The 14,207-nt window shown below is 44.3% G+C and carries 12 protein-coding genes; 6 read left to right on the plus strand and 6 right to left on the minus strand.

Annotated features, from left to right (window positions below; translation table 11 throughout):
• Positions 1-15: 15 nt before the first annotated feature.
• Both FEM55_RS12830 and FEM55_RS12835 read right to left on the minus strand, forming a co-directional pair.
• On the minus strand, positions 16-1,011 hold the full coding sequence (locus FEM55_RS12830; protein WP_138281776.1) for an aldo/keto reductase: 996 nt from the start codon (positions 1,009-1,011) through the stop codon (positions 16-18).
• Positions 1,012-1,057: 46 nt separating this feature from the next.
• Positions 1,058-3,337, minus strand: a complete 2,280-nt coding sequence (locus FEM55_RS12835) for a GH92 family glycosyl hydrolase (protein ID WP_138281777.1) — start codon at positions 3,335-3,337, stop codon at positions 1,058-1,060.
• Positions 3,338-3,611: 274 nt separating this feature from the next.
• Here FEM55_RS12835 and hslU point away from each other — a divergent pair, with 274 nt between their 5' ends.
• The gene (hslU, locus tag FEM55_RS12840; RefSeq protein WP_138281778.1) at positions 3,612-5,006 is read left to right on the plus strand and encodes an ATP-dependent protease ATPase subunit HslU; all 1,395 of its coding nucleotides are present in this window, start codon (positions 3,612-3,614) and stop codon (positions 5,004-5,006) included.
• 669 nt (positions 5,007-5,675) lie between these two features.
• Here the strand turns inward: hslU and FEM55_RS12845 are convergent.
• From FEM55_RS12845 to fmt, 3 genes are all read right to left on the minus strand, one after another.
• Positions 5,676-6,449 (minus strand): alpha/beta hydrolase, encoded by a 774-nt coding sequence (locus FEM55_RS12845; protein ID WP_138281779.1) that lies wholly within the window; start codon positions 6,447-6,449, stop codon positions 5,676-5,678.
• A 110-nt stretch (positions 6,450-6,559) separates the two neighbouring features.
• On the minus strand, positions 6,560-7,060 hold the full coding sequence (locus FEM55_RS12850) for a dihydrofolate reductase (protein ID WP_138281780.1): 501 nt from the start codon (positions 7,058-7,060) through the stop codon (positions 6,560-6,562).
• A gap of 77 nt (positions 7,061-7,137) precedes the next feature.
• Positions 7,138-8,058 carry a methionyl-tRNA formyltransferase gene (gene fmt, locus FEM55_RS12855; RefSeq protein ID WP_229209241.1) on the minus strand — a complete coding sequence of 307 codons (921 nt, stop codon included), beginning with the start codon at positions 8,056-8,058 and terminating at the stop codon, positions 7,138-7,140.
• 229 nt (positions 8,059-8,287) lie between these two features.
• Here fmt and greA point away from each other — a divergent pair, with 229 nt between their 5' ends.
• From greA to FEM55_RS12880, 5 genes are all read left to right on the plus strand, one after another.
• Entirely contained in the window at positions 8,288-8,770 is a 483-nt protein-coding gene (gene greA, locus FEM55_RS12860) for a transcription elongation factor GreA (protein WP_138281781.1), read from the plus strand.
• A gap of 130 nt (positions 8,771-8,900) precedes the next feature.
• Positions 8,901-9,224 carry a hypothetical protein gene (locus FEM55_RS12865; RefSeq protein WP_138281782.1) on the plus strand — a complete coding sequence of 108 codons (324 nt, stop codon included), beginning with the start codon at positions 8,901-8,903 and terminating at the stop codon, positions 9,222-9,224.
• Positions 9,225-9,289: 65 nt separating this feature from the next.
• On the plus strand, positions 9,290-10,360 hold the full coding sequence (locus tag FEM55_RS12870) for a M42 family metallopeptidase (RefSeq protein ID WP_138281783.1): 1,071 nt from the start codon (positions 9,290-9,292) through the stop codon (positions 10,358-10,360).
• A 148-nt stretch (positions 10,361-10,508) separates the two neighbouring features.
• A complete protein-coding gene (locus FEM55_RS12875) occupies positions 10,509-11,561 on the plus strand; it encodes a PA0069 family radical SAM protein (RefSeq protein ID WP_138281784.1) in 1,053 nt (350 codons plus the stop codon).
• A gap of 93 nt (positions 11,562-11,654) precedes the next feature.
• Positions 11,655-12,923 carry an exo-beta-N-acetylmuramidase NamZ family protein gene (locus FEM55_RS12880; RefSeq protein WP_138281785.1) on the plus strand — a complete coding sequence of 423 codons (1,269 nt, stop codon included), beginning with the start codon at positions 11,655-11,657 and terminating at the stop codon, positions 12,921-12,923.
• A gap of 375 nt (positions 12,924-13,298) precedes the next feature.
• Here FEM55_RS12880 and FEM55_RS12885 read toward each other — a convergent pair whose 3' ends face one another.
• Positions 13,299-14,033: a LytR/AlgR family response regulator transcription factor gene (locus tag FEM55_RS12885; protein WP_138281786.1), complete on the minus strand. Its 735-nt coding sequence runs from the start codon at positions 14,031-14,033 to the stop codon at positions 13,299-13,301.
• Between the last annotated feature and the right edge of the window lie 174 nt (positions 14,034-14,207).

Genomic DNA, 14,207 nt, shown 5'->3' on the forward strand with positions numbered 1-14,207 from the left:
GCTACCTTTTCTTTCTTAATTAACAAGTTCCAGCTTGTTCAGGTGCTCCGTTATGAAGCTGATTTCCTTCTGACTTAAATCGATATCAATGGCGGCAGCGTTCTGAAGGGCTTGTGCAGAATCCCTTGCGCCTACAAGCGCGATGGTGATACCGGGCTGTTCTACGGTCCAGCGCAGCACAAGCTGCCCGAGCGATGCATTTTTCTCATCGGCAAGCGGTCTGATCTGATCCAGAAAACTGTTGACTCTTTTCAGGTTTTCATCTTTGTAATATTTCAGAGAAGCGCGGTGATCGTCCGGAGCAAACTGGTGCCCGGGCTTCATTTTTCCGGTAAGCAAGCCTCTTTCCAGCGGGCTGTATGCCAGAATGGACTTGTTGTTCTCCATGCAGTAAGGAACAAGTTCGGCTTCGTTTTCGCGCTTCACCATGCTGTAAGGAACCTGATCGGAAACGAGATTGATGTATTTTGCAGCTTCTTTCATCAGTTCCGCATCGTAATTGCAGACACCCGCATAGCGCACTTTTCCCTGCTCGATAAGCGTGGAAACAGCTTCCATTGTTTCCTCAATCGGCGTGGTTTTATCATGCCAGTGGATCTGGTAAAGATCGATATAGTCCGTTCCCAGCCTTCTCAGGCTGTCTTCACATTCCTTGATGACGCTTTCTTTGCCTGCGTATTTGTAAATGTCAATATCCTGGCCTTCATTGTTTTTGCTGTGCATCGCCAGATCGCCTTTCGCAATGTCCCAGCGCATGCCGTATTTGGTCAGGATCTGCACTTTGTCACGCGGGAAATCCTTGATGGCTTCACCCACAATTTCTTCGCTGAGTCCCTGACCGTAAACGGGTGCCGTGTCAATGGAAGTAACACCCGCATGAAACGAGTCCTGAATAGCCTTTACAGCCTCACTTCTTTCCGTTCCACCCCACATCCAGCCGCCGGCTGCCCATGCGCCGAAAGTAATGACCGAAACTTCAAGGTCCGAATGTCCTAGTTTTCTGTATTTCATCGTTTGTTGATTTTGACGGCAGCCATTTGCCGGCTGCCGCATTTTCTTATTTTGTTAATGAAAACGGAGCCGCTTCGGGCTTGGTTCCCCATGTTCCGGACGGTTTGCTGTCCATTGTAAACTGGATTGTTCCTCCCTTTAGGATGTCAGCATGTTCCAGAAATGTATTTCCGTGAGGCTTTCCGTTTAGAGTTGCCGCTTTGATGTACATATTGGCCTGGCTGCTTGCCGGAGCCTGCACAACAAACTTTTTGCCGTTTTCCATCGTCATGGTTGCTTTTTTGAAAAGCGGCGAGCCGATCACATACTGCGTGGTGCCCGGCGTTACCGGATAAAAACCGAGTGAAGAGAACACATACCAGGCCGAAGTCTGGCCGTTGTCTTCATCGCCGCAGTAACCGTCCGGCGTTGCCTGATACAGTTTGTTCATCACCTGACGCAGCCAGTATTGTGCTTTGTCGGGCGCACCTGCGTAGTTGTACAAATAAATCATATGCTGGATCGGCTGGTTTCCGTGTGCATAGTTTCCCATGTTCATGATCTGCATTTCGCGGATTTCATGGATCGGGAAACCGTAATAACTGTCGTCAAAGATTGGAGGCAATGTAAATACCGTATCCAGTTTCTGAACAAAAGCTTCTCTGCCGCCAACAAGGCCGATAAGTCCTTTAACATCCTGAAAAACAGACCATGTATAGTGAATGCTGTTGCCTTCTGTAAATGCATCGCCCCATTTGAAAGGATTGAACGGCGACTGGAATTTGCCGTCTTTGTTTTTACCGCGCATCCATTTGGTTTCAGGGTCAAAAACATTTTTGTAATTCTGGCTTCTTTTCAGGAACAGGTCAATTTCCTTTTGCGGCTTTTTGAGTTCTTTGCCCAATTGCGAGATACAAAAGTCCGCATAAGCGTATTCCAGTGTTCTGGCCACGTTTTCATTTACCTTTACATCATAGGGAACATAGCCAAGCTCGTTATAATATTCATGTCCGAAACGACCGACAGAACTTACCGGGCCGGCATTTTCCGTATTTTTGATAACCGCCTCATAAAGCTTTTCAATGTCATAGCCACGGATTCCTTTAACATACGAATCGGCAATGAGTGAAGCAGAATTGGAACCGATCATACAATCGCGGTGCCCCGGACTTGCCCATTCCGGAAGGTAACCGCTTTCTTCGTATGCATTCGCAAGTCCTTCCATAATGTGCGCGTTCAAAGTCGGGTACATTAAAGTGAAAAATGGAAATACCGCTCGGAAAGTATCCCAGAAACCGTTATCCGTAAACATGTAACCCGGACGCGTTTCGCCATTATAAGGGCTGTAATGTACTATTTTATTGTCCTTGTCAAACTCATAGAACTTTCTCGGGAACAGAAGCACGCGGTAAAGACAGGAATAAAAAGTACGGATCTGATCCACATTGTCGCCTTCCACCTGAATCCGTGAAAGTTCATCGTTCCATACTTTCTGGCCTTTTGCCATGGTCGCATCAAAATTGTCCTTTCCGATTTCACGCTGAAGGTTAAGCTCGGCCTGTTCCGGACTGATGAAAGACGAAGCCACTTTCACGCCGACTTTTTCACCTTTTCTTGTTTTAAAACCAACGACGGCTCCGGTATGACTGGCTTTCAGTTCCAGCGTATCTTTTGCCAGCGCCTTGCCGCGGAACGCGGATGAAAACGTAAATGCCTTGTCAAATACAAGTACAAAGTAGTTCTTGAAATTGGCAGGAACGCCGCCGCTGTTTTTGGTCGTATAACCAATGATCTTGCGCTCGGCAGGAATTATTTTTATGTAAGATCCTTTGTCGAATGCATCCACAAGAACGAAGGAGCTGTCAGCTTCAGGAAATGTAAAACGGAACTGCGCGGCTCTTTCCGTTGGTGCTATTTCGGTAGTTACGTCATAATCTGCGAGATAAACCTTGTAATAATGCGGCTTGGCAATTTCGGCTTTGTGTGAAAACCAGCTTGCGCGGCTTTCTTCATCAATTTTCAGCTTTCCGGTTATTGGCAATATGGAGAACTGGCCGTAATCGTTGATCCACGGACTCGGCTGATGCGTTTGTTTGAAACCGCGTATTTTTTCAGCATCATACATATAACTCCATCCGTCGCCCATTTTTCCGGTTTGCGGCATCCAGAAATTCATTCCCCACGGCATAGCAATAGCAGGATACGTATTGCCGGATGACAAGCTGAACTTGGACTGCGTTCCCATTAAAGGATTTACAAAATCAACAAGATTTTTATTGGTTTCAGACTGGGCAAAAAGCGTCGGGGCAGTAAAAAGCAGAAAGAGAAAGGAAAGGATTTTTTTCATATCGGAAACAATGCGTTACTGTATATAATAGTTGAGAAACCGGTTAAGAGAACAAAAGTAATGGAAGGCCGGCTAACAAAAAGTAAACAGCTAAAAGATTTGCCGGAAGACAGGAAAACATGACAATTTGTACGGGCATAGTTCTTTACGTTAATAAAATACAGAGGTAAAACCTTGTTTCCGGCAATAACAGCAAGCAGTTGCAATCTGCTCTGCGGGCTGTTGTTGCCGGGGTACATATTGTAAATAAAGTTACGTATTCATTTAAATTACAATGACTGAACACTTAGACCGCTTGACCCCGCGTCAGATCGTTTTTGAGCTTGACCAATATATTATCGGACAAAATGACGCAAAAAGAAACGTGGCCATTGCATTGAGAAACCGGTGGAGGCGGATGAACAGCCCCGAAGACATACAGCGTGAGATTATTCCGAACAATATACTCATGATCGGTGCGACGGGAGTCGGCAAGACAGAAATTGCACGTCGCCTGGCCAAAATTGCCGATGCTCCTTTTGTAAAAGTGGAAGCTTCCAAGTTTACCGAAGTGGGTTACGTAGGCCGGGATGTTGAAAGTATGGTGCGCGATCTGGTGGAACAGGCGGTTGGAATGGTAAGAACGCAAAAAAAAGAAGAAGTCAAGATCAAGGCTGAACAAGCTGTGGAAGATATTATCCTGGATGCGCTGATTCCGCCTGTACATGCGTCCGGCGTTGCCAAAGTCAGAACGGACAATGGCTCGTCCAATGCAATTCCCGAAGATGATGGAGAGCTTAACCAGCGTACAAGAGAGCGCTTTCGTGAAAAAATCAGAAACGGGGAGCTGGATAATCGCAAGATTGAAATTGAAGTGCAGCAGAATCAGTCTCCGAATGTAGGCATGATCGGCGGTGCCGTGGATGACGTTTCGATGATGAACATTCAGGAAATGATCAGCAATATGATGCCGAGACGCGGTAAAAAAAGGAAAGTAACCGTGGAAGAAGCCAGAAAAATCCTGCTTGACGAAGAAGCGTCCAAACTTATCGATATGGATGAAGTCAAAATGGAGGCGATCAAAAAAGCGGAAAACCTCGGGATTATATTTATTGACGAAATTGATAAAGTTGCTTCCAGCAAATCGGGCGGCAGCGGGCCGGATGTAAGCCGTGAAGGAGTTCAGCGCGATCTGCTTCCGATCGTGGAAGGAAGTGCGGTTACGACCAAGCACGGCATAATCCATACAGATCACATTCTTTTTGTGGCAGCGGGCGCATTCCATGTCTCCAAGCCATCCGATCTGATTCCAGAGTTACAAGGCCGTTTCCCGATCCGCGTGGAACTGAACAGTCTGACGGAGTCGGATTTTTACCAGATTCTGAAAACGCCTAAAAATGCGCTTACCAAGCAATATGTGGCCATGATGGAATCCGAAGGCGTTGAACTGGAATTTGAAGACGGAGCACTTCGTGAAATTGCCAAAATTGCTTTTGAAGTAAACAGCGAAGTAGAAAATATCGGTGCACGCAGGCTGCAGACTGTAATGAGCTTACTATTAAATGACTTCATGTATGACATTCCGGACATGATCGGCGCAGATTCCCACATTGTCGTCACTGCCGAACTTGTCACTGAAAAACTCTCTGCACTTGTCAAAAACCGTGATCTGAGTCAGTATATTCTTTAAAAGAGAAAGGAGAATAGGAGTAGGGAAGAAAGGAGGAAGGAAAAAGGATTTAAGCAGGAAGGAGAAAATACGTTTTTCCTTTCTCCTTTTTTTGTTTTTCAATTTATCAAATTTGTACATGGTTGCTCCGGAGGAGCAGCCTGGCCGAGGCAAAAGGAAACCCCTCCGGGGTTGCTACGATTAACATATATCTAATTTCTACAAACAGGATACCGCTCCGCGGTAGATGTTGGCTCCTGCGGAGCCTTCTTTTTGTAGCAAGATTTGGATTTTGTCACACTTGTCACATTTGTACATTTTTGCTCCGGAGGAGCAGCCTGTCCATGTCAAAAGGAAACCCCTCCGGGGTTGCTATGATTAACATATATTCAACTTTCTACAAGCAGGCCACCGCTCCGCGGTGGATGTTGGCTCCTGCAGAGCCTTCTTTTTGTAGCAAGATTTGGATTTTGTCACATTTGTCACATTTTTGCTCCGGAAGAGCAGCCTGGCCCAGGCAAAAGGAAACCCCTCCGGGGTTGCTACGATTAACATATATTTAATTTCTACAAACAGGATACCGCTCCGCGGTGAATGGCTTCTGCGGATCTTAGAGGCAGAGAAAAACAATCAATGACCAAAAATGACTTATAATTCCCTTTCTCCATCCTTCCCCAAATCACATCCTGCTCAATTTTCGAAGAATAGCCACCTGAGTGCAACGGGAAATTCCTTGCTCCATTGTTCTTCGTTGTGCTGGCCTTCCGGATCAATGGAAGTTTTGATTTTTACGCGGCTGTAGCCAAAACCCTGATTTTGCAATGTTTTCTGAAGCCTTTCTACATTCGGAAGCATGTTGGTGCCTTCTTTGCCGCCGGCATACAAATAAATACGTGTTTCAAAAGGTTCGAAAAAGTGGATGGCATCAAAATAAATGCGTTGTGAAATCCAGAGCGAAGGAGAAAATATCATCAGTCTTCCGAATACTTGCGGAAACATCAACGCGGCATAAATACTCAGCAATCCGCCGACAGAGCTTCCACCCATACCGGTATTAAGTCTTTCCGGTTTGGTGCGGTAAGTTGCATCCACATGCGGCTTCAGTGTTTCTGTTACAAACTTCAAAAACAGGTAGCCAAGTCCTTTTCCAAGCCGCGGATTATCGTACGGTGAAAATTCCTGTATTCTGTTTTCTTCTCCGTGATCAATCGCAACAATGATGATATTGGCCTTATCTTCTTCTGCAAGATAAGCCAGACTTGAATCGATGTACCAGTTTCCATACGCAGAACCTTCACCAAACAGATTTTGTGCATCGGTCATATAAAGAACCGGATAATGTTTTTCCGGCTTGTCATAGTAATCATGTGGAAGCAGCACATGTATGCGCCGGCTTTTGTCCAGTTGAGGTATCTTGAAAGTTTCTGAAAGAACCTCAATAATCGGGAATAATTCTGTTTTCAATGAATTGTGGGTATGATGCCAATTTGCCTTGTAATTCCGTGCTTACCTGCGCATACAGTCATCAGAAGTTTGTTGAGAATTGTTACTTGTATTTCCAGAACAAAAAATACCTATAATTTATTCCATCGGATGTAATCTGCAAATTCAAACGGGAAATTATGACGTTCGTCTGCTTTATGGGAAATACGGTTGGTTTCCTTCCAGTCGGCAGGTTGTAAAATTTCAAAACGGGTATCACCGTCTATCATAGTTTTGACTTCCGTAATGTAAAGTTTGTCCGATAAGGATTGCGCCTGTCGGTACAGTTCACCGCCGCCTATGATAAAAGCTTCATTTGTATCCGTTTCCTGGGCTTTCTGCAAAGCTTCTTCCAATGAATGGGTTACAATTATGCCTTCATGAAAAAAGTCGGAATTGCGTGTGACAACAATGGAAGTTCTGCCTGGAAGCGGTTTCCCGATAGACTCGAACGTTTTTCTGCCCATAATAATCGGATGGTTCAGAGTCAGGTTCTTAAAACGTTTGAGGTCATCCGGCAGGCGCCATAAAAGCTGATTGTTCTTTCCGATTACACCATTTTCGGAAACTGCAACGATAATTGAGATGGTCATTAAGGTATCTGTATTGTGTTTTTACGCGTAATTTGTAAAATTTGGCTGTATCTGAAAACAATCCTTTTTTCTGGATTCTAAATTTTGTTTCCTCTCAGAAAATCGCTGATATCCATTCTTTTTTTGCCTTCCAGCTGCAAATTTTCAACAGAGAGCCAACCGTCACCGGTACAAAAGCGGAGATAAGTTTTATGGTCTGTCCGGTATTCGCCCGGCTGCGCCGTTTCTTCTGTTTCAACGATTTTTGTTCTGAATATTTTGCAGGAAAGTCCGTTCAAAACAGTCCAGGCGGCAGGATATGGCGAAAGTCCTCTTACAAAATTGTGGATTTCGAATGAAGGTCTGTTCCAGTCTATTTCACAGGTTTCACGGAATATTTTCGGAGCCATTTTAATGTCGGCCGGCTCTTGCTGCGCTTCCTGCGGAAAGCTTCCGTTTTCAATTGCCTTCACCGTTTTTACAACCAGTTGAGCCCCTTTAAGCATAAGCCGGTCGTGCAGTGAACCCGCGTCATCGTCCTCAGAAATTGTTTCTTTATCCTGAAAAATGATTTTTCCCGTGTCAATATCCTTTTCGATGAAAAAAGTTGTTACACCCGTTTCCGTTTCGCCGTTTATAACTGCCCAGTTGATCGGCGCGGCTCCGCGGTATTGCGGCAGCAGTGAGCTGTGCAAATTGAATGTGCCTTTTGGCGGCATGTTCCAGACAACTTCAGGCAGCATTCGGAAAGCGACCACGACCTGCAGATCGGCGTTATAGGATTTTAATTCTTCCAGAAACGCCGGATTTTTCAGTTTTTCAGGCTGCAGAACAGGAATTCCTTTTTCCTGCGCATACACTTTAACAGGCGAAGCAGTCTGTTTTTGTCCGCGTCCCGAGGGCTTGTCCGGAACGGTTACAACGGCTACTATATTAGAATTGCTTTCGACGAGGCTTTTCAAACTGGGGACTGCAAATTCCGGCGTTCCCATGAATATGATTCTTAACGGATTTGGCATAGATTGTTACTGCTTTGTATAAAAATGGTGTTACCATTTACAAATATTGTTATTTTTGTCGTTCTTAACAGAAAATTATGATGCAGATGAAATCATATACGAGCCGAAAAGAAAAGGTCTTATAGCCTGCTACTACAAGTAACACCAACTTATGTAGAGCGGTCTTTGAGCCGTTCTTTTTTTTTATTCAATATTTCAAAATCAAGGACTTATAAACTTAATCAAGGTCATGGCTAAAATTTCATACTATACGGTAGAAGGATTAAACAAGCTGAGGAATGAGCTGAATGATATGAAAACCAAAGGCCGCACGGATATTGCACGACAAATTGCAGAAGCGCGGGATAAAGGGGATCTGAGTGAAAATGCAGAATATGATGCAGCCAAAGATGCGCAGGGAATGCATGAAATGAAAATTGCAAAGCTTGAAGAAATTCTTTCCAATGCCCGTGTGATCGACGAATCTTCTATGGACAATTCGCAGGTCGCAGTTCTTTCTAAAGTAAAGATCAAGAACCGTAAAAATGGTATGGAAGTAACCTATACGCTGGTTTCGGAAGAAGAAGCCGATTTGAAAACGGGTAAAATATCCGTCGGCTCGCCCATAGGAAAAGGATTGCTGGGCAAAAAAGTAGGGGATACAACCGAAATAAAGGTGCCTGCCGGATTAATGGAATTTGAAGTCCTGAATATCAGCCGGTTTACGGAATAATACGTGCCGGTTGCCGAATGTTGGATTGTAAAATGAGCAGATCATTTCACAATCCAACATTTTTGTTTACAAAGGACGGGATAAATTGATTCAGAATTTTTTGTTACCCAAGACAAGCCGGTTGTCAAAGATGAAATTTAAAGGATTTTTGCTGAACATTTCATTCCTGTGGGTGGAAGGTATGGCTATTTTTCCCTTTATTTTCCTGAGACGCAAGGCTCCAAGCCGTTTTCTCATTAACCATGAACAGATCCATTTGCGGCAGCAGCTTGAAATGGGGATTGTTCTCTTTTACATATGGTATCTTGCGGAATATTTAATCCGGCTTGTGCAGCACAGAAAACATTATTTGGCATATCTTCATATTTCGTTTGAAAGGGAGGCATACCAGCATCAGGCCGATCTGGAATATCTGAAAAAACGCTCTTTCTGGGCTTTTCGGAAATATTTGTAAAATTGAAATACGATCCCGACGGATCAATCAAGCGTATACATGGATTTATAATTTAATCATCACATATGTCTGAACAAAGCACAGAATTTCTCTATAAATACCTTAACAATGCCTCTCCGACCGGCTTTGAGTCGACCGGACAGCAGATATGGCTGGATTACATCCGACCGTATATTGAAGAAACGATTATAGATGTTTACGGCACGGCAGTCGGAGTAATTAACCCGGGCCAGGATTACAAGGTGGTCATTGAAGCGCATTCGGATGAAATTTCCTGGTTTGTAAATTACATTACAGACGACGGCTATATTCATGTGCGCCGGAACGGCGGATCGGATGCAGCCATTGCACCATCCATGCGTGTTAATCTGCATACCGCAAAAGGCGTTGTGAAAGGCGTTTTCGGCTGGCCTGCCATTCACGTGCGTGATATAGCAAAAGACCAGGTTCCGAAAGTGCATGAGCTTTTCATTGATGTCGGTGCTGCCAAAAAAGACGAAGTGCTGGAAATGGGAATCCACGTCGGTACCGTTGCCACGTTTGCAGACGGGTTCGATGAACTGAACGACAAATATTATCTCGGAAGGGCGCTCGACAACCGCATGGGCGGCTACATGATCGCAGAAGTGGCGCGTATGCTGCATGAAAATAATGTAAAACTGCCTTTTACGCTGTATGTTGTAAATGCGGTTCAGGAGGAAATCGGCTTGCGCGGTGCTGAAATGATCTCACGCCGATTGAAACCGGATCTGGCCATTTGTACGGATGTGACGCACGACACACAATCGCCAATGTACAATAAAAAAGAGCAGGGCGATCTTAAAAGCGGAAACGGTCCGGTTATCTGCTACGGTCCGGCAGTCCAGAACAACGTTCGCGATATGCTCATCCGGGTTGCGGAAGAAAAAAATATTCCGTTCCAGCGCCAGGCGGTAAGCCGCTCCACAGGAACCGACACGGACTCATTTGCCTATTCAACCGAAGGAATCGCTTCTGCCCTGATTTCGCTTCCGCTGAAATACATGCATACAACCGTCGAAATGGTGCATAAAGAAGACGTTAAAAATGTGATTCAGCTGATGTACGATGTGCTGCTTTCGCTAAAAGGCGGCGAGGATTTCAGATACATCCGGTAAACCGGATTATTTTTGGTCAGAAAACAGGAAAAATTCACGTCCGCTTTAAACAGGCTGGCGTGAATTTTTGTTTTGTAAACGGGCATGGCTGCGGCTGTGAGGACACAGCCGGCATTTTGTCATTGTAACAATTGGAATAAGCTGGAATATGGATAACGGTTCGAAAGGTCGGGGAGCTGGAATAAATACCCGCAACAGATTTTCAAAGCTGGAAACGGAGTACATTTCCGAAGAATGGCAGCAATGGGAAGAGCCGGTTCCGAATCCTAAAACTAGGTTTATTGAAGAAGAATCCAGAACGCTGCTCAGTGTTTCGGACAGTCCTGATCTTGGCCATTATTATTCCGTCAATCCATACCGCGGCTGTGAGCATGGCTGTGTTTATTGCTACGCACGCAATTCGCATGAATACTGGGGCTTTTCAGCCGGACTGGATTTTGAAACAAAAATCATTGTAAAAAAGAATGCGCCGCAATTACTTGAAAAGCTGTTTGATTCAAAAAACTGGCAGCCTAAAAGCATTCATCTTTCCGGAAATACCGATTGTTACCAGCCGGGAGAAAAAACGTACAGGCTTACACGGCAACTGCTTGAGATTTGTCTCCGGTACAGAAATCCTGTCAGTGTTCTTACCAAGAATGCATTGATTCTGAGGGATATCGACGTGCTTGAAAAACTGGCTGCGCTGAATCTTGTACACGCCGCTATTTCCATTACTTCTTTAAATGAAGATCTGCGCGCTGCGCTGGAACCTCGCACGGTTACGGCAAAAAGACGTTTGCAGATCGTCAAGTCGCTGCACGAAGCCGGCATTCCAGTCGGTGTGATGACGGCGCCCATTATTCCCGGCCTCAATGATCATGAAATTCCTTCCATGATACAGGCCGCTGCAGAAAATGGCGCAGTATGGTCTGCTTACACGGTTGTACGGCTCAATGGCGCTGTCGGTGCAATTTTTGAAGAATGGATCAACCGGCATTTCCCGGATCGCGCTGCAAAAGTACTTAGCCAGATCGCTGCATGTCATGGCGGCTCGGTAAACGATTCCCGCTTCGGACTCCGTATGACCGGCGAAGGACCGTATGCGGAAAATATAAAGCAACTCCACAAGCTGGCCTGCCGAAAATATTTCAAAGACAGAACATTGCCGGATCTGGATACTTCATTGTTTATAAAGGGCGGCCAGATGAAATTGTTCTGAGCTGTCCATTCATGCTGATGAGTTGGAATATCCGTGATAGTTGGTGTATTCGTGGCTTAAAAAAACTATTTTAGCAAGCTCAATCCGGATCTTATGAAATCATTATCAGCAGTAATCAGCCTTACTATTTTTATTTGCCTTAACAGTAATTGTGTAAATTCCTCATCTCAGAAAAACCCGGTAATCACCAGCTCCGGCGGCACGGATTCTACACTGAACCGTCCGGTAAACACAGCTACGCTTGTTACCGGCGCAGATCAGATTTCTGAGTACATCAGTTATCTGAAAGGAAAAAAGGTAGGAATCGTCGTGAATCAAACCTCCATAATCGGCAATACGCCCATTGTGGACAGCCTCGTGGCAATGGGAATCAATATCGTTGCTATTTTCGGGCCTGAACATGGTTTCAGAGGAACAGCGAGCAATGGAGACAAAGTAAGTGACAGTGTGGATCCCAAAACCGGCATTCCCGCCATTTCATTATACGGCAAACTGAAAAAGCCTACAAAGGATCAAATGGCTGCACTGGACATTATGATGTTTGATATTCAGGATGTTGGCGCCCGGTTTTATACTTATATCAATACGCTGGGGCATGTAATGGAAGCATGTGCCGAAAATGACAAGGAAATGATGATTCTCGACAGACCAAATCCCAATGGTTTCCTTGTAGACGGCCCGGTTCTGGAAGATCATCTGCATTCGGGAATCGGCATGTACGCCATACCCATTGCACACGGAATGACAATTGCGGAATTTGCACAGATGATCAACGGAGAAGGCTGGCTGCCCAACAAAGTGAAATGTAAACTCCGGATTGTAAAAGTTGCCAATTACACGCACGACACACCGTACACTTTGCCTGCAATGCCTTCACCCAATCTTAATACGCAGCAGTCCGTCATGCTGTATCCGCATATCTGTATGTTCGAAGGCACCATCATCAGCCAGGGAAGAGGTACTTACATGCCTTTTACCGTACTCGGAGCGCCGTTGCTGAAAGGCAAATACGAATTTTCATTCAAGCCGCAAAGCATAAAGGGGATGAGCGAAACGCCTTTGCACCAAAATCAGGAATGTTACGGGCTGGATTTAAGAAAGTACGACATGCAGCAGATCATAAAAAGCAGGAAGCTGCATCTCGACTGGCTTATTGAATTGTACAAAGCATACCCGGAAAAAGAGAGATTCTTTGACATGAGCCAGAGCAAGCAAATGGGGAGTTTTGATAAACTTGCCGGAACCGAGAACCTAAAAAAACAGATTATTGCCGGAACATCTGAAAAAGAGATCAGAAAAAGCTGGGAACCAGGTTTATCCAATTTCAAATCAATAAGAAAAAAATACCTGCTTTATCCGTAAAACACAAAACCACAGCCCGCAACTTAAAGGAAAAAATAGATTAGTTGCATCTTCACCCAACAAATCAGATCATTCCAAACAATGACAAAAAATGACTTGTAATGACAAAAAATGACAAACATTGACAAGTAACGACAAACATTGACTTGTAATGCCATCTCTGCAATTATTTTGATTGAGTGCCCGGACTTCTTTTTGAATCAGAAGTCCGGGTTAATCATGCCGGGAATTATTAGGAGGATAGAGGTATGGTTTACGTGATGCAAAATTACTTCTATGTTTATTCTTTTATAATTTCGTGTGGTGAAAGCCCGGTTTTTTGGGGTTTGTGTCCAAAACAACGGTTTATAGTGCCAAAAGTGCATTAAAATTTGCTCAGGAAAACGTTTTTACCCGGCTGAGCAGCTCATTTCTGTTATCGTTTGTAATAGGTATTTCTATATCGTTGATAATTACATGTACATAATTGATTCCGGTAATTGCATGCAGGTTGATAATGAACGATTTGTGAACCCGGAAGAAAAAATTGGGAGGCAGCTGGTTAAGCATATTCTTCAGCGTTTCCCGGATCGTGTATTTCTTCCTGCTCGTATGTAGTTCCAGATAGTTGTCGTCACTTCGGATATAAAGGATATCGGAAAGGAGAATTTTGGTAAACATGTGTTTTTCCTTAATGAAAAGGGCGTCTTTTATGACCGTCGTATCCTGTTTTTCTTCCATGTCCGACTCGCCTGCAATGGCTGCCAGCCGGTAATTTTTGAGCGCTAGTTTCACCGCCGTGTAAACCGTAATCTTCTGAAACGGTTTTTGTAAAAATGCGTGCGGCGCCGACTGCAGGGCAGCATTGATTACTGCAATGTCTTCATGGCTGGAAAGAAACAGGAATGGAATCTGGTAATTTTCCCGGATATGGTCCGCAAGATCAATTCCTGTCTGGTAACCATTCAGGTTGATATCGAGAATGGCAAGATGAAAAACTTTATTGCTCAGCATTTCCGTCGCCATTGTATAGTCAGAAGCAATGTCTTTGGCTTCATAACCAAAACCGTTGAGCAGATATTGAAGATGTTTCGCAATGATATAATCGTCCTCAACAATTAAGATATTCATTCTGGTTTATAGTGTTCAGCTTAGCCTGGTGTGAAAAGGCTAAATGTGTTAAATGAATTTATGACCTGTATATTATCCAAAAACAAATTTAGTATAATGAACGAAGTAATTCTACTGATTTCAATCTATTTGTAAAACTTTTTTAAATATAAACTGAAAAGCTATTAATTACTA

It is taken from the genome of Dyadobacter sediminis (genome assembly GCF_005860765.1).
Classification (GTDB): Bacteria; Bacteroidota; Bacteroidia; order Cytophagales; family Spirosomataceae; genus Dyadobacter; species Dyadobacter sediminis.